The 18,434-nt window shown below is 41.7% G+C and carries 21 protein-coding genes; 12 read left to right on the plus strand and 9 right to left on the minus strand.

Annotation, left to right across the window (positions count from 1 at the left end; all coding sequences use genetic code 11):
- Nucleotides 1–21: 21 nt before the first annotated feature.
- The 4 genes from BTO28_RS00005 to def all read right to left on the minus strand — a co-directional run bounded on the left by BTO28_RS00005 (nucleotide 22) and on the right by def (nucleotide 3,408).
- On the minus strand, nucleotides 22–567 hold the full coding sequence (locus BTO28_RS00005; RefSeq protein ID WP_076762769.1) for a C39 family peptidase: 546 nt from the start codon (nucleotides 565–567) through the stop codon (nucleotides 22–24).
- A gap of 64 nt (nucleotides 568–631) precedes the next feature.
- Nucleotides 632–2,299, minus strand: coding sequence for a ribonuclease J1 (gene rnjA / locus BTO28_RS00010; protein WP_076762771.1), 1,668 nt, complete (start codon nucleotides 2,297–2,299; stop codon nucleotides 632–634).
- Nucleotides 2,300–2,302: 3 nt separating this feature from the next.
- Nucleotides 2,303–2,512, minus strand: coding sequence for a DNA-dependent RNA polymerase subunit epsilon (locus tag BTO28_RS00015; protein ID WP_076762773.1), 210 nt, complete (start codon nucleotides 2,510–2,512; stop codon nucleotides 2,303–2,305).
- A 341-nt stretch (nucleotides 2,513–2,853) separates the two neighbouring features.
- Entirely contained in the window at nucleotides 2,854–3,408 is a 555-nt protein-coding gene (def, locus tag BTO28_RS00020) for a peptide deformylase (RefSeq protein WP_076762775.1), read from the minus strand.
- Between the two features lie 382 nt (nucleotides 3,409–3,790).
- On the opposite strand from def, the gene pdhA reads away from it, so the two are divergent.
- The 5 genes from pdhA to BTO28_RS00045 all read left to right on the plus strand — a co-directional run bounded on the left by pdhA (nucleotide 3,791) and on the right by BTO28_RS00045 (nucleotide 9,023).
- Entirely contained in the window at nucleotides 3,791–4,903 is a 1,113-nt protein-coding gene (pdhA, locus tag BTO28_RS00025) for a pyruvate dehydrogenase (acetyl-transferring) E1 component subunit alpha (protein ID WP_076762777.1), read from the plus strand.
- A gap of 3 nt (nucleotides 4,904–4,906) precedes the next feature.
- A complete protein-coding gene (locus BTO28_RS00030; RefSeq protein ID WP_076762779.1) occupies nucleotides 4,907–5,884 on the plus strand; it encodes an alpha-ketoacid dehydrogenase subunit beta in 978 nt (325 codons plus the stop codon).
- An 83-nt stretch (nucleotides 5,885–5,967) separates the two neighbouring features.
- Nucleotides 5,968–7,335, plus strand: a complete 1,368-nt coding sequence (locus BTO28_RS00035; protein WP_076762781.1) for a dihydrolipoamide acetyltransferase family protein — start codon at nucleotides 5,968–5,970, stop codon at nucleotides 7,333–7,335.
- A gap of 4 nt (nucleotides 7,336–7,339) precedes the next feature.
- The gene (lpdA, locus tag BTO28_RS00040; protein ID WP_076762783.1) at nucleotides 7,340–8,749 is read left to right on the plus strand and encodes a dihydrolipoyl dehydrogenase; all 1,410 of its coding nucleotides are present in this window, start codon (nucleotides 7,340–7,342) and stop codon (nucleotides 8,747–8,749) included.
- A gap of 157 nt (nucleotides 8,750–8,906) precedes the next feature.
- Complete coding sequence (locus BTO28_RS00045) at nucleotides 8,907–9,023, plus strand: GapA-binding peptide SR1P (RefSeq protein WP_076762785.1); 117 nt, start codon at nucleotides 8,907–8,909, stop codon at nucleotides 9,021–9,023.
- Between the two features lie 38 nt (nucleotides 9,024–9,061).
- Here the strand turns inward: BTO28_RS00045 and BTO28_RS00050 are convergent, their stop codons facing one another.
- Complete coding sequence (locus BTO28_RS00050) at nucleotides 9,062–10,531, minus strand: aminotransferase class I/II-fold pyridoxal phosphate-dependent enzyme (RefSeq protein ID WP_076762786.1); 1,470 nt, start codon at nucleotides 10,529–10,531, stop codon at nucleotides 9,062–9,064.
- A 154-nt stretch (nucleotides 10,532–10,685) separates the two neighbouring features.
- Here BTO28_RS00050 and BTO28_RS00055 point away from each other — a divergent pair, with 154 nt between their 5' ends.
- Nucleotides 10,686–10,955: a UPF0223 family protein gene (locus BTO28_RS00055; protein ID WP_076762788.1), complete on the plus strand. Its 270-nt coding sequence runs from the start codon at nucleotides 10,686–10,688 to the stop codon at nucleotides 10,953–10,955.
- A gap of 37 nt (nucleotides 10,956–10,992) precedes the next feature.
- On the opposite strand, the gene BTO28_RS00060 is transcribed toward BTO28_RS00055, so the two are convergent.
- Complete coding sequence (locus BTO28_RS00060; protein ID WP_076762790.1) at nucleotides 10,993–11,610, minus strand: YktB family protein; 618 nt, start codon at nucleotides 11,608–11,610, stop codon at nucleotides 10,993–10,995.
- Nucleotides 11,611–11,779: 169 nt separating this feature from the next.
- On the opposite strand from BTO28_RS00060, the gene BTO28_RS00065 reads away from it, so the two are divergent.
- Entirely contained in the window at nucleotides 11,780–12,568 is a 789-nt protein-coding gene (locus BTO28_RS00065; protein ID WP_076762792.1) for an inositol monophosphatase family protein, read from the plus strand.
- Between the two features lie 36 nt (nucleotides 12,569–12,604).
- Here the strand turns inward: BTO28_RS00065 and BTO28_RS00070 are convergent, their stop codons facing one another.
- The gene (locus tag BTO28_RS00070; RefSeq protein WP_076762794.1) at nucleotides 12,605–12,790 is read right to left on the minus strand and encodes a YlaF family protein; all 186 of its coding nucleotides are present in this window, start codon (nucleotides 12,788–12,790) and stop codon (nucleotides 12,605–12,607) included.
- Nucleotides 12,791–12,947: 157 nt separating this feature from the next.
- Here BTO28_RS00070 and typA point away from each other — a divergent pair, with 157 nt between their 5' ends.
- Nucleotides 12,948–14,777: a translational GTPase TypA gene (gene typA / locus BTO28_RS00075; protein WP_076762796.1), complete on the plus strand. Its 1,830-nt coding sequence runs from the start codon at nucleotides 12,948–12,950 to the stop codon at nucleotides 14,775–14,777.
- Between the two features lie 24 nt (nucleotides 14,778–14,801).
- Nucleotides 14,802–15,110 (plus strand): YlaH-like family protein, encoded by a 309-nt coding sequence (locus BTO28_RS00080; RefSeq protein WP_083711188.1) that lies wholly within the window; start codon nucleotides 14,802–14,804, stop codon nucleotides 15,108–15,110.
- Between the two features lie 267 nt (nucleotides 15,111–15,377).
- Here the strand turns inward: BTO28_RS00080 and BTO28_RS00085 are convergent, their stop codons facing one another.
- A complete protein-coding gene (locus BTO28_RS00085) occupies nucleotides 15,378–15,581 on the minus strand; it encodes a YlaI family protein (protein WP_076762797.1) in 204 nt (67 codons plus the stop codon).
- A 120-nt stretch (nucleotides 15,582–15,701) separates the two neighbouring features.
- Between BTO28_RS00085 and BTO28_RS00090 the strand changes: the two genes are divergently transcribed.
- A complete protein-coding gene (locus BTO28_RS00090; protein WP_076762799.1) occupies nucleotides 15,702–16,160 on the plus strand; it encodes a pyridoxamine 5'-phosphate oxidase family protein in 459 nt (152 codons plus the stop codon).
- Between the two features lie 66 nt (nucleotides 16,161–16,226).
- Here the strand turns inward: BTO28_RS00090 and BTO28_RS00095 are convergent, their stop codons facing one another.
- On the minus strand, nucleotides 16,227–16,727 hold the full coding sequence (locus BTO28_RS00095; protein WP_076762801.1) for a hypothetical protein: 501 nt from the start codon (nucleotides 16,725–16,727) through the stop codon (nucleotides 16,227–16,229).
- A 158-nt stretch (nucleotides 16,728–16,885) separates the two neighbouring features.
- Between BTO28_RS00095 and BTO28_RS00100 the strand changes: the two genes are divergently transcribed.
- Together BTO28_RS00100 and ftsW are read left to right on the plus strand one after the other, a co-directional pair.
- Nucleotides 16,886–17,167, plus strand: a complete 282-nt coding sequence (locus tag BTO28_RS00100) for a YlaN family protein (protein ID WP_076762803.1) — start codon at nucleotides 16,886–16,888, stop codon at nucleotides 17,165–17,167.
- Between the two features lie 88 nt (nucleotides 17,168–17,255).
- Nucleotides 17,256–18,407 carry a putative lipid II flippase FtsW gene (ftsW, locus tag BTO28_RS00105; RefSeq protein WP_076762804.1) on the plus strand — a complete coding sequence of 384 codons (1,152 nt, stop codon included), beginning with the start codon at nucleotides 17,256–17,258 and terminating at the stop codon, nucleotides 18,405–18,407.
- The last annotated feature ends 27 nt before the right edge of the window (nucleotides 18,408–18,434 follow it).

Consider the following 18,434-nt stretch of genomic DNA (forward strand, 5'->3'; position numbering starts at 1 on the left):
CCTCCAATTGTCAGATGGTGTCTAACAATTGGGGTGCAGTTCATAGTGCGGGGTTTTTTTTGATTGGAGAGGCGTGATCAAAACGAAGCGAAGTACTGATGAGTGTTCGCTATACAAAACACGTCTTATTTTACTTATACGAGCCGGTCCACCGTTATCATGAAAGTATAAATAAATTTCTCCTTTTATTATTTCATATCCGATTAAGACAACCCAGTGATAAGAGTAAAGTGATGGTGAAAGAAAGCGGAACGTAAAATACTTGTCGAATTTTGCTGCTACAGGATGGCCGCTCTGAAGTTCATTTATTACTTCGTCAATTCGGTTTGAGCTTTTAATTGACCAGTTTGTTCCAAGTATCTTACGGAGTCGACGTACCATGCTAAACCGAAACGTACCGATCGGGGTGGTGAATAGCTTTTTGTAAAGTTCATTTATCGAAAGAAAATAGGCATCGCTGAACCAGTAATTTAAAATAACAGAAACCGTGACGGGTCCGCAGGCTGAAGATCGGTATTTCTGCTTTATATCCTTATCGTACTGTGATTTTCCATTAACCGAGATCATCGTGGTTTAACCCTCCAATTCAAAAAGAGCTTTCCTGATAAAAGGAAAGCTCTTTTTTGTTACGTCACACTTCCATAATGATTGGTAAAATCATTGGGCGGCGTTTCGTTCTTTCATAAAGAAACGGCGAAAGTGCATCGGTAATTTCATTTTTTATATCAGACCATTGAGTGGTGTTGTTGTTTAACAGTTGTTTAATATGGCGATTTAACATTGATTGTGCTTCATAAATTAAGTCACCAGATTCACGCATGTACACAAAGCCGCGTGAAATAATGTCTGGGCCAGCTTCGATTTTATTTGTTGTTTTGTTAATGCTGACAACAACGATAACGAGGCCTTCCTCAGATAAAATACGGCGATCGCGTAAAACGATATTGCCAATATCACCAATTCCGCTTCCGTCAATATAGACGGATCCTGATTGAATTCGTCCTGCAACGTAAGCCTCATCTTTTGAGAGAGCCAGCACATCTCCGTTGTCCATAATAAAGCAGTTTTCTTCCGGAACACCACAATCTATGGCATGCTGGCAGTGTGTTTTTTGCATCCGATATTCTCCGTGAATCGGCATGAAAAACTTTGGCTTAATTAAACGGAGCATCAATTTCTGTTCTTCCTGGCTTCCGTGTCCTGATGTGTGGATATCGTTAAGTGGTCCGTGAATGACGTCTGCTCCGGCACGTGACAAAGAATTAATGATCCGGTTCACACTTACTGTATTTCCTGGAATAGGCGAAGATGAGAAAACGACCGTATCATTTGGCTGAATTTGAATCTGGCGGTGAGAGCCATTTGCAATGCGAGAAAGAGCTGCCATTGGTTCACCCTGACTTCCTGTGCAAAGAATCGTTACTTTGTTCGCAGGAAGTTTATTCAGTTGATGCGTATCGACAAAGGTATCTTTCGGGCATTGGATGTAGCCTAGCTGCTGCCCGATCGTAATGGCAGATTCCATGCTGCGTCCAAACACACCGACCTTCCTGCCATCTTCAACGGCTGCTTCCACCACCTGTTGAAGACGGTGGATATTTGATGCAAACGTCGCAAAAATGATTCGGCCTTCTACCTTACGGAAAACATTGCGAATGCTTTCGCCTACTTTGCGCTCGGACATAGTGAAATTCGGCACTTCACTGTTCGTACTGTCAGAAAGAAGACAAAGTACACCTTCTTTGCCTATTTCAGCCATCCGAGTTAAGTTAGCAGGTTCGCCGACCGGTGTAAAGTCGAATTTGAAGTCGCCTGTGTGAACAATGCTTCCCTGAGGTGTTTTGACTACAACGCCATATGAATCTGGGATACTATGAGTTGTCCGGAAAAAAGAAACGGACGTTTTTCGGAATTTTATCACATCGTCTTCGCCGATTTCATGAAGGCGGGCACGGCGTAAAAGTCCATGTTCATCAAGCTTGTTACGGAGCAGGCCAAGAGCAAGTTTGCCGCCGTACACCGGGACATTCACAACACGAAGCAGGTAAGGGATTCCGCCAATGTGATCTTCATGTCCATGTGTGATGAAAAGCCCTTTAATTTTATCTGCATTTTTTTCTAGGTATGAATAGTCAGGAATAACGTAATCAATTCCGAGCAATTCATCTTCCGGGAATTTAATTCCGGCATCAATCAAGATAATTTCGTCTTGAAATTGGACTGCATATGTGTTTTTGCCGATTTCACCCAAACCGCCGAGGGCGAAAACAGCTGTTTGATCATTTTTTACAAATTTCATGCCTTACAGCTGCTCCACTTTAAAGTCAGGCGATTGTTTTTCGTATTCGAGATGCGGATCGTTTACCTTTTGAACGAATTCGATATTGTAGGGGCGGCTTTTTAATGCGTGTCGAACAGCACGTTCTGATTCCGCTTCTGCGTATAACGATTTCGTTTTTTCGCGAACGGGTACTTCTGATCGATCTTCTTGATAGTACACTTTGAAAATCATAGTTTTCTCTCCTTTTCCGAAATGATATATACAAACCGCAATTAGAGCGGTTCTTCTCGGTTTTTATTGGTTATATTAGATAGAAAGAAAGATGTTTTTAAATGTAATAAACATCTGTTGTATCTTACACAAAGACAGCCCTTCATGAGGAAGGGCTTAACCATTCATTTTTTATGCAATTGATTTTCTTCTAAGCAGGTCTTTCCACTGTTTTACAAGCTTCTTTTTCAGCTTTTTTAACATTGTGGATCACTCCTTAAAGTCATTTTATCATATGGGTGTCTTTATGCAAAGAAAAATGGATACGCGTATAATGCACGGTTTCTACAATATCATACATTTTAACGTTCAATTGGCTGTGCATTTTCCTCAACGTGGAACGGATCTTTTTTATTAATGTAGTCATAAAACATAATACCATTTAAATGGTCGATTTCATGCTGGATACAAATAGCCGGAAGTCCTTTTAACCGAAATTTAATCTCGTCGCCATCAATCGTTGTTCCTTTCACGGTAACACGTGCGTAGCGGTGGACGTAACCCGGTACATCACGGTCGACGGACAGGCAGCCTTCACCGCTAGTCAAAAATGCTTTTTCCACTGAATGGCTGACGACCTTTGGGTTAAAAAGAGCATAGCTGACCTGTTCTCCTTTTTCATTCTTTAAGTGAATGGCAATCATTCGTTTGGATATGCCGATTTGTGGAGCTGCAAGTCCGATGCCGGGGCGCAGTCCATACTTTTCAGCTATGTCTGGATTCTGGCTGTTTTGTACATATTCAATTAATGAAGCAAGAGTTGCTTTATCTTCATTTGAAGCGGGAAGCGGCACATCGCTCGCTTTTTCGCGTAAAACAGGGTCTCCTTCACGGACGATATCGTTCATTTTTATCATCGCTATACCTTCCTTTTTGCAATTGGTGTAATTATCTTATCAAAAAGTGAGCAGAATGTTAATGACACAAACCCCGTGTTTTAGAGGATAGAGAACGGGAAAAGAGAGAAAGGCGGGTTCAAGAACGTAATGTATAACAGATGTTAAAAGCGCTTTCTTTTTATAGTACAGATAAAGAAAATCAACTGATACAGATTTTGTTTTTGGGAAAATATACAATAGGATTATTAAGGAATCTTTTTAAATTGACGGAACAAACGTGATGTTATACACTATGAATGTAGCTTTAGATTGTATTAGTGATTTTTAAAAAATAACTGGTACAGGAAATTATAAATAAAAAACAGACGTGAAACTATTAAAGAAAGGATAGGTGACGATCATGAGTGCAAAGAAAACTGCTCAGTTCGATCCGCAAAAAACACTCGAATCAATTGAAAATGAATTTGAGATGGTTCAAGTTTTAAATGAAGAAGGAAAAATCGTAAATGAAGAGGCAATGCCAAAATTGTCGGATGAAGAGCTTCAAGAGTTAATGACACGAATGGTGTATACTCGTGTCCTTGATCAGCGCTCTATTTCCCTTAACCGTCAAGGTCGCCTTGGCTTCTATGCGCCGACTGCCGGTCAGGAAGCGTCACAAATCGCTTCTCATTTCGCTTTAGAAAAGGCGGACTGGATTTTACCAGGCTACCGTGATGTGCCTCAAATTGTCTGGCACGGTCTTCCTCTTTACCAGGCTTTCTTGTTCTCACGTGGACATTTCGTCGGCAACCAGGCGCCAGAGGGAGTAAACGTATTATCTCCGCAAATCATCATTGGAGCACAATATGTGCAAAATGCCGGTGTCGCCCTAGGATTGAAAAAACGTGGCAAAAAAGCGGTTGCTGTCACATATACAGGCGATGGTGGCTCTTCACAAGGAGACTTTTACGAAGGAATCAACTTCGCAGGTGCTTTCAATGCTCCGGCAATATTCATTGTCCAAAACAACCAGTTTGCCATTTCAACACCGCGTGAAAAGCAAACTGCAGCCAAAACAATTGCTCAAAAAGGGATTGCAGCAGGTATCCCTTCTGTTCTTGTTGATGGTATGGACCCGCTTGCTGTATACGCTGTGGTGAAGGAAGCACGTGAACGCGCACTTAATGGAGAAGGTCCAACATTGATCGAAACATTATGTTACCGTTATGGTCCGCATACAATGGCCGGTGATGACCCGACACGTTACCGGACATCTGATCTTGATACAGAGTGGGAGAAAAAAGATCCACTCGTTCGCTTCCGTAAATACCTTGAAGAAAGAGGTTTGTGGAGTGAAGAGAAAGAAACAGAAGTGATCGAACGTGCGAAAGAAGAAATTAAAGATGCAATTAAAAAAGCAGATGAAACACCAAAACAAAAAGTGACAGATCTAATGGCAAATATGTACGAAGAAATGCCGGCTAATCTGAAAGAACAATATGAAATTTATACTGCAAAGGAGTCGAAGTAAGCCATGGCACAAATGACAATGATTCAAGCGATTACTGATGCCTTGCGCGTAGAACTAAAAAACGACGAAAACGTCCTTGTCTTTGGAGAAGATGTCGGCGTTAACGGCGGTGTGTTCCGTGCGACGGAAGGCCTTCAAAAAGAATTTGGAGAAGAGCGTGTTTTTGATACGCCGCTTGCAGAATCAGGAATCGGCGGTCTAGCTGTCGGTCTTGCTCTTGAAGGATTCCGCCCTGTACCGGAGATTCAATTTTTCGGGTTTGTTTATGAAGTTATGGACTCTGTGAGCGGTCAGCTTGCTCGTATGCGCTACCGTTCTGGAGGCGTCTATTCGGCTCCTGTCACAATTCGTTCACCTTTTGGCGGAGGTGTACATACACCTGAACTGCACGCTGACAGCTTAGAAGGATTAATGGCGCAGCAGCCTGGTTTGAAGGTTGTCATTCCATCATCTCCATATGATGCAAAAGGACTTTTAATTTCTGCTATCCGTGATAACGACCCGGTTATTTTCCTAGAGCATATGAAATTATACCGTTCGTTCCGCGAAGAAGTGCCGGAAGAAGAATACACAATTCCATTAGGGAAAGCTGCAGTAAAGCGTGAAGGTTCTGACTTGTCGATCATCACATATGGAGCGATGGTTCACGAATCTTTAAAAGCGGCAGAAGCACTTGAGAAAGAGGGACATTCTGTTGAGGTAATCGATCTTCGTACGGTTCAGCCGCTTGATATTGACACAATTATCGCCTCTGTTGAAAAAACAGGCCGTGCGATCGTTGTTCAGGAAGCGCAAAAACAAGCGGGCATCGCTGCGAATGTAGTTGCCGAAATTAATGATCGTGCGATCTTGAGCCTAGAAGCGCCGGTTCTCCGCGTTGCTGCACCGGATACTGTTTTCCCATTCTCACAAGCAGAGGGCGTTTGGCTTCCAAATCACAAAGATGTGGTGGAAACAGCGAAAAAAGTGCTTGGATTTTAATCAATAGATCACATTAGAAAAGGGCCCCCAAACCGAGAGCAGGGTCCCTTTTCTCAAATTTACATCATAGGAGGATGAATACATTGGCATTTGAATTTAAACTACCGGATATCGGTGAAGGAATTCATGAAGGCGAAATCGTCAAGTGGTTCGTAAAGCCAGGAGATAAAGTACAGGAAGACGACGTGCTTTGCGAGGTGCAAAATGACAAAGCGGTGGTAGAAATCCCTTCTCCAGTTGCAGGAACAGTAGAAGAAATTCTTGTTGAAGAAGGTGCCACAGCAATCGTCGGCGATACGTTAATAAAATTTGACGCTCCTGGTTATGAAGATTTGAAATTTAAAGGCGATGACCATGGAGACCAAGACGAAGCCAAGACAGAAGGACAAGTACAGGCTACTGCTGAAGCAGGGCAAAATATCGAAAAAGCCCCAGCTGAAACGACAAAAGCAGCTCCTGCAGCAACGGGCGCTGGCAGTCAGCCGCAAGCTGATCAGTCTGATGTAGATCCGGATCGCCGCATCATTGCAATGCCATCAGTTCGTAAATATGCGCGCGAGAAAGATGTAAACATTGTCCTGGTAGCTGGCAGCGGTAAAAATGGCCGTGTTTTAAAAGAAGATATCGACGCTTTCTTGAATAAACCTGAAACACAATCAGAAACACCGTCTCAGGCAGCGCAGGTAAACGCACAAGAAACGACGCAAGAATCAAAACCAGCTGCAGCTGTGGTGATTCCAGAAGGCGAATTCCCGGAAACTCGCGAAAAAATGAGCGGCATCCGCAAAGCGATCGCCAAAGCAATGGTCAATTCAAAACAAACAGCACCACACGTAACATTGATGGATGAAGTTGAAGTAACGAAACTGTGGGCACACCGCAAAAAATTCAAAGAAGTGGCTGCGGAGAAAGGCGTAAAACTAACGTTCCTTCCTTATGTAGTAAAAGCATTGACAAGCGCGCTTCGAGAATACCCTGCTTTGAATACATCCATTGATGATGCAACAAGTGAGATTGTTCATAAGCATTATTACAATATCGGTATTGCAGCCGATACAGAAAAAGGTTTGATGGTTCCAGTTGTTAAAAATGCGGACCGCAAATCAATGTTCACGATTTCAAACGAAATTAATGAACTAGCTGTAAAAGCGCGTGACGGTAAACTTGCCCCTGCTGAAATGAAAGGTGCATCTTGCACGATTACAAATATCGGATCTGCTGGAGGCCAATGGTTTACACCGGTTATTAATCATCCGGAAGTAGCGATTCTTGGAATTGGAAGAATTTCTGAGAAAGCAATTGTAAAAAATGGTGAAATTGTAGCCGCACCTGTGTTAGCATTATCATTGAGCTTTGATCATCGTATGATTGACGGAGCGACAGCACAAAATGCGTTGAATCACATTAAACGGTTGTTGAACGACCCAGAACTTTTACTAATGGAGGCGTAACCAAATGGTAGTAGGAGATTTCCCGATTGAAACAGACACTATAGTCATCGGCTCAGGTCCTGGGGGATATGTAGCCGCTATTCGTGCAGCACAACTTGGACAAAAAGTGACAATTGTTGAGAAAGAGAATCTTGGAGGAGTTTGCTTAAACGTAGGATGTATCCCTTCAAAGGCACTCTTAACAGCCGGTCATCGCTTTGAACAGGCGAAACATTCCGATGATATCGGTATTATTGCTGAAAATGTGTCAGTAAATTTTGATAAAGTTCAACAATGGAAAGCCAGTGTTGTTAAAAAGTTAACTGGCGGCGTTGAAGGCTTGTTAAAAGGAAACAAAGTAGAAATCGTACGCGGTGAAGCGTATTTTAATGATGCGAATACACTTCGCGTTATGAATGACGATTCTGCTCAAACGTACACATTCAAAAACGCGATCATTGCAACAGGATCACGTCCTATTGAAATTCCGAACTTCAAATTTTCTAAACGTGTTCTCGATTCAACGGGTGCTCTTGCACTTCAGGAAATTCCAAAAAAACTTGTTGTCATTGGCGGCGGCTATATCGGATCAGAACTATCGACGGCATATGCCAACTTCGGTTCTGAAGTAACAATTCTTGAAGGCGCTCCTGAAATTCTTGGTGGATTTGAAAAACAAATGACGGCTATTGTTAAACGCGGCATGAAGAAAAAAGGCGTTACCATTGTAACAAAAGCAATGGCAAAATCCGCTGAAGAAACAGCAAACGGTGTGAAAGTAACATACGAAGCTGGCGGCAAAGAAGAAACAATCGAAGCGGATTACGTACTTGTAACAGTAGGCCGTCGTCCGAATACTGATGAAATGGGCCTTGAAGGCGCTGGTATTAAAATGTCAGACCGTGGCGTAATCGAAGTTGATAAACAATGCCGTACAAGTGTTGATAACATTTACGCGATCGGCGACATTGTTGAAGGACCGCCACTTGCCCACAAAGCATCATATGAAGGTAAGATCGCAGCGGAAGCCATTAGCGGTGAAAAATCCGAAGTAGATTATCTTGCTATTCCAGCTGTGTGTTTCACAGAACCGGAACTTGCAACAGTGGGTTACACAGAGGCACAAGCGAAAGAAGAAAATATCGCTGTTACCGCTGCTAAGTTTCCATTTGCAGCGAATGGACGTGCACTTGCGCTTAATAGCACGGACGGTTTCGTGAAAATCGTTGCACGTGAAGAAGACGGTCTAGTGATCGGTGCTCAAATTGCCGGATCAGGAGCATCAGACATGGTGGCTGAGCTTGGTTTAGCGATTGAAGCGGGTATGACTCTTGAAGATATTGCGATGACCATCCATGCACACCCAACGCTCGCTGAAATGACAATGGAAGCGGCTGAAGTGGCACTAGGTACACCAATTCACATTGTAAAATAATCAGACCCCCCGACTTCCTTTTATGAGGAAGATCGGGGGTTTTTTGTCCCATTTTTTATTATGACATACAATTTGTGCTTGAATTCTTAATTGTGTTATATTATTATGTATTCAAGGAACATAAATCGCTTTCAAAACAAAAATGGGAGGTAACAAAATGGGAACAATCGTCTGTAAATCTTGCTTGTCTACAATGGAGCACTTTGAAGAGGAAAAGGTGACAGTTCTTTACTCTCACTGTGGATGCGATACTGAAACGGAAATTGATGACTAAAAATGATAAGAGCTGCTCCTATACGGGAGCAGCTCTTTTTAATATATAGGCTTGCGTTCTTTAATGACACGCAATGTTTTTAATTGTTCATCTTCAGGACCTTGTACAGGAAGTCCTGCTGCCACGTTTTCACGCACGTATCGTAAATTCTCTTCGGTAATAATTTCGCCTGGGATGAAAATAGGGATACCCGGTGGATAAACCATCATAAACTCAGCCATGATACGGCCAGCTGACTCTTCAAGCGGGACGGTTTCTGTCTCAGCGTAAAAAGCTTCACGCGGTGACAGTGCAAGAAGAGGGATATCAGGAAGCATAACATGCGCATATTTTGATTGTACGGTATCTGTAAAAGTTGATGCCATTTTTGTAAGTGCTTCAATGAGTAATGCGCAGTCTTCTTTTGAATCTCCGGGAGTGATGATACAGAGTAAGTTGTATAAATCACTTAATTCCACTTCTATATTGTACTGTTCTCGAAGCCATTTTTCCGCATCATGGCCGGTGATGCCAAGATTTTTTACGGAAATAATCAGTTTCGTCGGATCGTAATCGTATGTCGCTTTCGAACCAAGAATTTCCCGTCCTGCACAGTAAAGATGATCAATTTTGTTGATTTTTTCACGAGTGTTTTCCGCGAGTTTAATGGTTTCTCCAATAATCTTTTTTCCATTTACAGCTAAATGCTTCCGCGCTGTATCCAGTGAAGCAAGAAGGATATAAGATGTTGACGTCGTCGTTAACATGCTTAAAATAGACTGTACACGATTGACCGAGACAAGACCGTCACGGACATTTAAAATCGAGCTCTGAGTCATAGAGCCCCCAAGCTTATGAACGCTGGTGGCGGCCATGTCTGCGCCTGCCTGCATGGCGGAAATCGGCAGATCATCATGGAAATGAATGTGAACGCCGTGTGCTTCATCGACGAGGACCGGAACAGAAAATGAATGCGCCGTCTCGACAATCTGCTTTAAATCGCCGGCAATTCCGAAATATGTCGGGTTAATGACAAGAACTCCTTTTGCATCTGGATGCTCTGTTAAAGCCCGTTTAACCGACTCTGTCGTCATTCCATGTGAAATACCAAGATCTTTATCGATTTCAGGGTGAATAAAGATTGGGACGGCACCAGAAAATACAATTGCCGTCATAATGGACTTATGTACATTACGCGGAACGATGATTTTTTCTCCGGGTCCGCAAACCGCCATGATCATTGTCATAATGGCTCCGCTTGTTCCTTGTACGGAGAAAAAGGTATGATCTGCACCAAATGCTTCGGCGGCAAGCTGTTGTGCCTCTTTAATAATGCCATGTGGCTGATGGAGGTCATCAAGAGGGCTAATGTTTATTAAATCGATTGATAACGCATTTTCACCGATAAATTCTCTGAAGACAGGGTCCATCCCTTTTCCTTTTTTATGTCCAGGTATATGAAATTGAACAGGGTTCTTTTCTGCATGCTTGAGAAGCCCGTCAAATAATGGTGTTTTGTGTTGTGACAACGTTTCTTCCACCTCTTTCTAAATAGTTCGCTAAAACAAATGAATTATAGCACTTTGATGGGGCGTTGCATAGAAAAATTCACATACATATCGTGTCAAAAAAACAAGGGTTTTAATCGCTGGAAATCGAATAAAATAAAGTGAGGTGAATTGAATGGAATACTCTTATCCATTTAGGGATGATTGGTCGACCCAGGAAGTCATTGACGCAGTATCTTTCTTTGAAGCGGTGGAGAACATATATGAAAAAGGAATGAACCGTGAAGAGTTTATGAACCGTTATCGCCGTTTTAAAGAAATCGTTCCGGGAAAGGCAGATGAAAAACGAATCTGCGATGAATTTGAGGAGGCGAGCGGCTATTCTTCGTACCTTGCCGTTCAAAAAGCAAAACAGTCGGAAGAAAATACGCGCATTCGTATGTGAAAGAAAGCCCGTTTGTATGAGCAAACGGGCTTTCTTATTATTTAAACGACAATTTGTATAATGGAATCAGCGTTTCAAATGTTTCTTTTGCCAATTCATAAAATCGAGTCCCATCTTGTAGAATTGGATCATTTGCTGCAATATGCCGTCCAATTAGAAATTCAGCTTTTTTCACATCACGGAACCGTTTAAGCGATTCCTTCAAATCAATTTCTTCTAATGAAACAGCATCTTTTTTCATATGGTCTAATGAAATGACATAATTATTCGGAACATTCTTTTCAATGATATCGATGTTTTCTAAAAATGTTTTGGCGATGTCTGACTTTTGAGGCAGTTCATAAATAAATGCCAGCCAAATGAACACGTGATCGTCAAATAAGCCAATTTGAAAATGAGGATGCTGTTTGTATCCGCGTTTATTTCCGGCAATGGCCATCCACGTATCGTTTGGCGGGTTTACTTTGCGCCGCGCGTGCTTGGCGATATGCAAAAACATTTCATTCCCAAGCAGTGCCGATAGGTCAGCTGTTAAATTTGTGCCAATCTCTTTAAACTTCGGCTGGATTCGTTCTTGAATTGCCGCCATTCTTTCGTCAAGACCTTCAATCAAAAATGTGTCGAAATCGCTCTGTGTAAATCCTTTAAATTGCATTGGCTACTATTCCCTTCCCTGTGTTTAATCGTTTTTGTGTTAAAATTTCTGCTTCTATCTTCTATTTTACCATAGCAAATATGAATGGAAAAACTTGATAAGCACGATCAATTAGAGTAATGTGAAAAGAAACTAAACTGGAATATAAGAGGAGCAGGAGGGATGAAACATGACAAATTGGACAGCGATAGATGAAACCGTAAAACGTTGGATACAAGAAGCGGGCTCTTTAATCAGGGCATCGTTTCATCATGCCCTCAGTATCCAATCAAAATCAAATCCTAATGATTTAGTAACGAATATGGATAAAGAAACGGAACGATTTTTTATAGACAATATACGAAAACATTATCCCGATCATTTTATTTTAGGGGAAGAAGGTCAGGGAGACAATGTCCAGTCGCTTGACGGAGTAGTGTGGATTATTGATCCGATTGACGGAACGATAAATTTCGTTCACCAGCAGCGCAATTTTGCAATTTCTATTGGTATTTATGAAAATGGCAAAGGGGTTCTTGGATACATATATGATGTTGTAAATGGTGAACTGTATCATGCCCGTCACGGGGAAGGCGCATGGATGAATGATGTGCCGCTTGAAAAGCTGAAACCGGTGCCTGTAAAAAAAGCGATTATCGGCATTAGTTCGACATGGCTTGTCAGCAATCGTCATTTTGATCAAAAAAAGCTGGTTTCACTCGCGAAAGATGTTCGTGGAACGCGCTCGTACGGTTCTGCTGCTCTTGAACTCGCGTATGTTGCATCAGGAAGGCTCAGTGCTTATATAACAATGCGGAATGCACCATGGGATATTGCCGGGGGGAAAATAATTGTAGAAGAAGCAGGCGGTTATGTGAGTACACTGGATGGCTCGGAATTAAATATGTTAACAGTCAATCCTGTTTTAGCTTGTGCACCGGGATTGCATGAACAAATTGTAAATGATTATTTAAAATAAAAAACCGGAAAGACAGCCTTCTGTCTTTCCGGTTTTTTAGAGACGTCCTGCACGGCGCATCTTAGCTTTGTAAGAAAATCCAAACCCCATGACAGCTAAAAGAAAAACAATAGAAAGGATTGCACCAATCCAGCTTTGTTCACCAATTGCGACTCCCATGCCGATCATGCATAGAGCAGCAAGGACAGCGAACCCGAGAAACGGCCATTGAATGTTAGGCACTATGCCAGCCCCCTTTTTCTCTATTGTAGTATAAGCTGTTCTTTTTTTGCAATGACCGTTTTTTCCAAATAGGCAGAGCGGAAAGTGTATGATATAATAATTCAGTTAATGGAAACCGAACAAAACGAAGTTTCTAGAAAAGGCAGGAGGAAATAGTTTGAAAACAAGAAACGATTTACGGAACATCGCGATTATCGCCCACGTTGACCATGGGAAAACGACACTCGTCGATCAGCTTCTAAAACAGTCAGGGATTTTTCGTTCAAACGAACACGTAGAAGAGCGCGCGATGGATTCGAATGACCTTGAACGCGAACGAGGCATTACGATTCTGGCTAAAAATACCGCGATTCAATATAAAGACACGAAAATTAACATTCTCGATACACCTGGACATGCAGACTTCGGAGGAGAAGTAGAACGGATCATGAAAATGGTTGATGGTGTTCTTCTCGTTGTCGATGCATATGAAGGTTGTATGCCGCAAACGCGCTTCGTGTTAAAGAAAGCATTGGAGCAAAACTTGCGTCCAATTGTTGTCGTCAATAAAATTGACCGTGATTTTGCCCGGCCTGCAGAAGTAGTAGATGAAGTTCTTGAATTGTTCATCGAACTCGATGCGAATGACGATCAGCTTGAATTCCCTGTTATTTATGCATCTGGTATTAACGGAACAGCGAGCACAACAGCGGATAAACAGGATGAAAATATGGAGTCTCTCTATGAAGCAATTATTGAGCACATTCCAGCACCTGTGGATAACAGCGATGAGCCGCTTCAATTCCAGGTTGCCCTTCTGGATTACAACGATTACTTAGGCCGGATCGGGATTGGGCGTATTTTCCGTGGCGAAATGGCCGTTGGACAGTCTGTTGCCTTAATGAAACTTGATGGTAAAGTAAAACAATTCCGCGTTACAAAAATGTTCGGTTTCTTAGGTTTAAAACGGATTGAAATTGAAAAAGCAAAAGCCGGGGACCTCGTTGCTGTTTCAGGAATGGAAGATATCAACGTTGGGGAAACGGTTACGCCTGTCGAGCACCAGGAAGCACTTCCGGTTCTTCGCATTGATGAGCCGACACTGCAAATGAATTTCTTAGTAAACAACAGCCCATTTGCAGGCCGTGAAGGGAAATTTGTTACGTCTAGAAAAATTGAAGAACGGCTGCACGCGCAGTTAGAAACAGATGTCAGCTTGCGTGTCGAAAATACAGCATCTCCGGATGAGTGGATTGTGTCTGGACGCGGAGAACTTCATTTGTCGATTTTAATCGAAAACTTGCGCCGTGAAGGATTTGAGCTTCAAGTATCAAAACCGCAGGTCATTGTACGTGAAATTGACGGCGTAAAATGCGAACCGGTTGAACGCGTTCAAATTGATGTTCCTGAAGAATACACAGGATCCATTATTGAATCCATGGGTGAACGTAAAGGTGAAATGCTGGATATGGTGAACAATGGTAACGGACAAGTTCGCTTAATCTTCATGGTACCAGCCCGTGGATTGATTGGATACACGACTGAGTTTTTAACAATGACTCGGGGGTATGGAATAATTAACCATACATTCGATAGCTATCAGCCAATGCAAAAAGGCCGGATCGGTGGACGTCGTCAAGGGGTTCTTGTTTCACAGGAAACAGGCAAAGCATCCACATATGGGATTATGGGTGTTGAAGACCGCGGAATCATCTTTGTTGAAGCAGGTACTGAAATTTATGCCGGTATGATCGTAGGGGAGCATACACGTGATAATGACTTAACAGTTAATATTGCCAAAACAAAACAAGCGACAAACGTCCGTTCTGCGAACAAAGACCAGACGGCTACAATGAAAAAACCAAGAATTATGTCGCTTGAAGAAGCGCTTGAATACTTGAATGATGACGAATATTGTGAATTAACACCAGAATCTATCCGTCTCCGCAAAAAGATTCTTGACAAAAGTGAGCGCGAGCGGGCAGCGAAAAAGAACAAGCAGGACTAAGCACATTAAGCAGGAGGGATGGGTGTGGAAGGACTGGAACACGTCAGTCCGCTTCTTGGTACAATCATTGAAGTGTTCGGCGTTAAAGCAGCTGTCTACATTTACTGGGGGATTTTAATTGCTCTTTCCATTCTCGTTTACAATCTCGGGTTTGCGAAAAAATTAAAAATGTGGCAGAACGTAATTATTTATATTTCACTTGCCGTAGGCTCTTTGCTTCTTTTAATCCTGTCGTACCAGCTGCCGGTTGTTGAAAGCCTTATTGTAGCGGCACTCGTCCTCGGGACATATAAATTCAGATTGAAAAAGCATCAAAAAGAGAATATACAATAGTAAAAAGCGGAAGGCTTTTATGCCTTCCGCTTCTATTTTTTTGTATGTCAATTTGATAAAACTGCAAATAATGTTCGGATGTCCGATATAAATGCGCCATATTATATACGCCTTCTGCGCTTTGCTTCCGAGGAGCGATAGGGAAAATTAATATTAAATGGATGGAAAGAGAATGAAAAAAGCTTAAAATCATAACCTTATATAAAATCCACATTTAACAATGATGTATAAACTTTCGAAAAAAGTCCCTAAGCATCGGAAATGGGTTTATTGAAGCAAATCTTTTTGTTTACCAGATCTGAATACAAAAAATTGTCCGGTACTGATCCTTTTTGTCGTATTGTCTGTGATGCGAGTGCGGCATTCTTCACACATATATGTGTGTATGGGCCGGTTGCGCAGCTTTTTTGCAGCGGGAAGACTGTCTTCGATTTTTTCTATTTTATCGCAAATGATGCATTTTACTCTCATAGGGAACCTCCCAATTATTTTATTATCAGTATAGCATGAACGGTTTACTGTTACCTTCTTTTATGGAAAAGGGATATATTTGCGGATATAATGGAATAAAAAGCTAAAGGGGCTGTCTAATTGGCTAATCGAACTGAGCAATATTTGATCCCGTCCTTGTTTGAAGAGCTGCAGCATGAACGGCTGGCGATCTTTTCGACTTTGGATGCTGAAACTGGAGCGCCAGTTATGAATGCGATTTCATGGCTTTTTGCCCCAGATGAAAAAACAATTCGGCTCGCCGTAGACGGGCGGTCAAAAATGATTGATAATGTCATGAAAAACCCGCTTGTTTCAATCGCAATTTTCGCTGCTGAATCGACTTATATGATCAGTGGATACGCCAGCGTTACAGAAGATCGGTTAGCGGATGTTCCGCTTAAGGCAGCTATGATCGAAGTGAGTATCAGTGAAGTACGCGATATCATGTTTTACGGATCAAAAATGGCCGCTTTACCTGTTTATGAAAAAACGTATGATTTGCGTGCTGCGGAAAAACTAGACCGTCAAGTGATGAACGCGTTAAAAAAGAGAATGTAGGTAATCGCTAATTTCTGCTATCTTTATAAGTTTTATAAAAAGCCTTCCCAGTGAGGAAGGCTTTTTTCAATCAATACGGATAGCGGTTACATGTGTGATAGGATTACCAAGATTTGAACCGTCTTTTAACAAGAAGTGAACAGGCCCGTCTTCACGAAGTGGTTTTCCTTTTTTTGAGAAAGCCATTATGAGTGAATCGGCTTCTTCAATTGGGAAAGAATGCTCTCCATTTCTCGTTTCGACTATTAAAATAGACGCGTCTGCAGCAGGTTCTGCATTTTTTAAAAATGGGCTAAGCGGTATACCGAAAGAGCCGGTCAAGACTTTTTCTTTCTCGTATTTCTTCTCTGATTGAATCGTTGGAGGAAAAATTGCGCCTTCGCGTATTTCTTTTTCCCAGAATTTCGACATACTTTTCGTGTACTCATCATTTGGGTCTGCTTCCGGTTGATTTGGTTCAGCAAAATAAGAATCTAAGTCAATCCGGCGGTCGTCGAAAATCCATACACCAGGATCGAGCGTTACAGGGAATGAAACTTTCCCTTTAAATGGAATAATTTGCTCCATGAAGAAGCCTCCTTTAACAAGCTATGTATAAATGTAAGTATACAGTTAATTTTTCCTGTTGTCAGTGAGCTCATTAAAATTCCTTGCAAAATGCCTGTATTAGCGATAAAATCTTTAAATATATAGTGATTCCATTCTTGGAACAGGGGGAGTTTAACTTGGCATCAGAAATGAAAATAGACCATAGGGAAAAAGCCTACTCTCTGTTACAGGCGGATGCGGAAAAGATTTTGCGTCTCATCAAAGTTCAAATGGACAACTTAACGATGCCGCAATGTCCTCTTTATGAGGAAGTGCTTGACACTCAAATGTTTGGCTTATCCCGTGAAATAGATTTTGCCATACGTCTTGGACTGGTGGATGAAGTGGATGGCAAAAAGCTTATCGATTCACTTGAACAGGAGCTGTCCTCTTTGCACGAAGCGTCCGTCGACCGGTAAACAGACAGAAAACTCAAACAGCTGTTTGAGTTTTTTTACACTTAAAATGAGTACCGCTTTTCGGTAAGCGCACGAATGGAAGGTTTATATGTGGAAAAGAATGTTGAAATCGTATGATTATTCGCTTATCGCTGCCTTTCTAATTCTTTGCTTGTTTGGATTAATGATGATCTACAGTGCAAGCTCAGTTACTGCTGTCCAGCGATACGAATTAGATAGCAGTTATTTTTTTAATAAGCAAAAATGGCATGTGATTGCTGCGTTTTTCATTTTTGCTATTGTATCCCTCTTTCCTTATAAAAGATATAAAGCAAAGCGTTTTTTACTTTTGATTACACTTGGCATGTTCTTAACTCTTTTTCTTCTCTTTTTATTCGGCAGTGTGTCTAACAATGCACAAAGCTGGTTTCAGCTAGGCACGCGCTCTATACAGCCTTCAGAGTTTTCAAAGCTCGTCATCATTATTTATATGGCCGCTGTATTTTCAAAAAAACAAAAAAATATAAATTCATTAAATAACAGTATTGCACCACCAGTCATTGTTCTTTTTCTCGTTTGTTTTTTAGTTGCGATTGAACCGGATTTTGGTACAGCAGCTATTATTCTTTTCATTGGGTTGACAATCATTTTGTCATCCGGTATAAAAATGAAAAAGCTTGCAAAATTTGCACTGCTTCTGGCAATCTTTGGAGTGATTTTATCACCGCTCTTTATCTGGCAGAAAGATAACATTTTATCCGAAGAAAGAATGAGCAGGGTGACAAGCTATTTGGATCCATTTAAGTATGAAGAGGATGATGGTTATCATCTTGTTAATTCATATCTTGCGATTGGCTCTGGCGGACTGACAGGTCTGGGACTTGGTCAAAGTGTTCAAAAGCTAGGGTATTTACCTGAACCACACACGGATTTTATTATGGCCGTGATAGCAGAAGAGCTAGGTGTTTTTGGGGCATTTATAACGATTGGTGGTCTTGCTTTTATCGTCCTGCGCGGCCTGCGTACATCTATGAAATGCAGTGACCCGTTTGGCGCTATGCTGGCAGTCGGCATATCATCAATGATCGGCATCCAATCATTTATAAACCTGGGTGGTGTTTCCGGAGTCATTCCGATTACTGGTGTACCACTTCCGTTTATCAGTTACGGCGGTTCCTCGCTTATCCTGCTTTCGATATCAATGGGTATTCTAGTAAATATCTCGATGCATACGAAATACGAAAAAAACTATAAATCTTAATTTTAAAATAAAAAGGTTCATTACTTG

Source organism: Domibacillus epiphyticus (assembly GCF_001975785.1).
GTDB classification, from domain to species: domain Bacteria; phylum Bacillota; class Bacilli; order Bacillales; family Domibacillaceae; genus Domibacillus; species Domibacillus epiphyticus.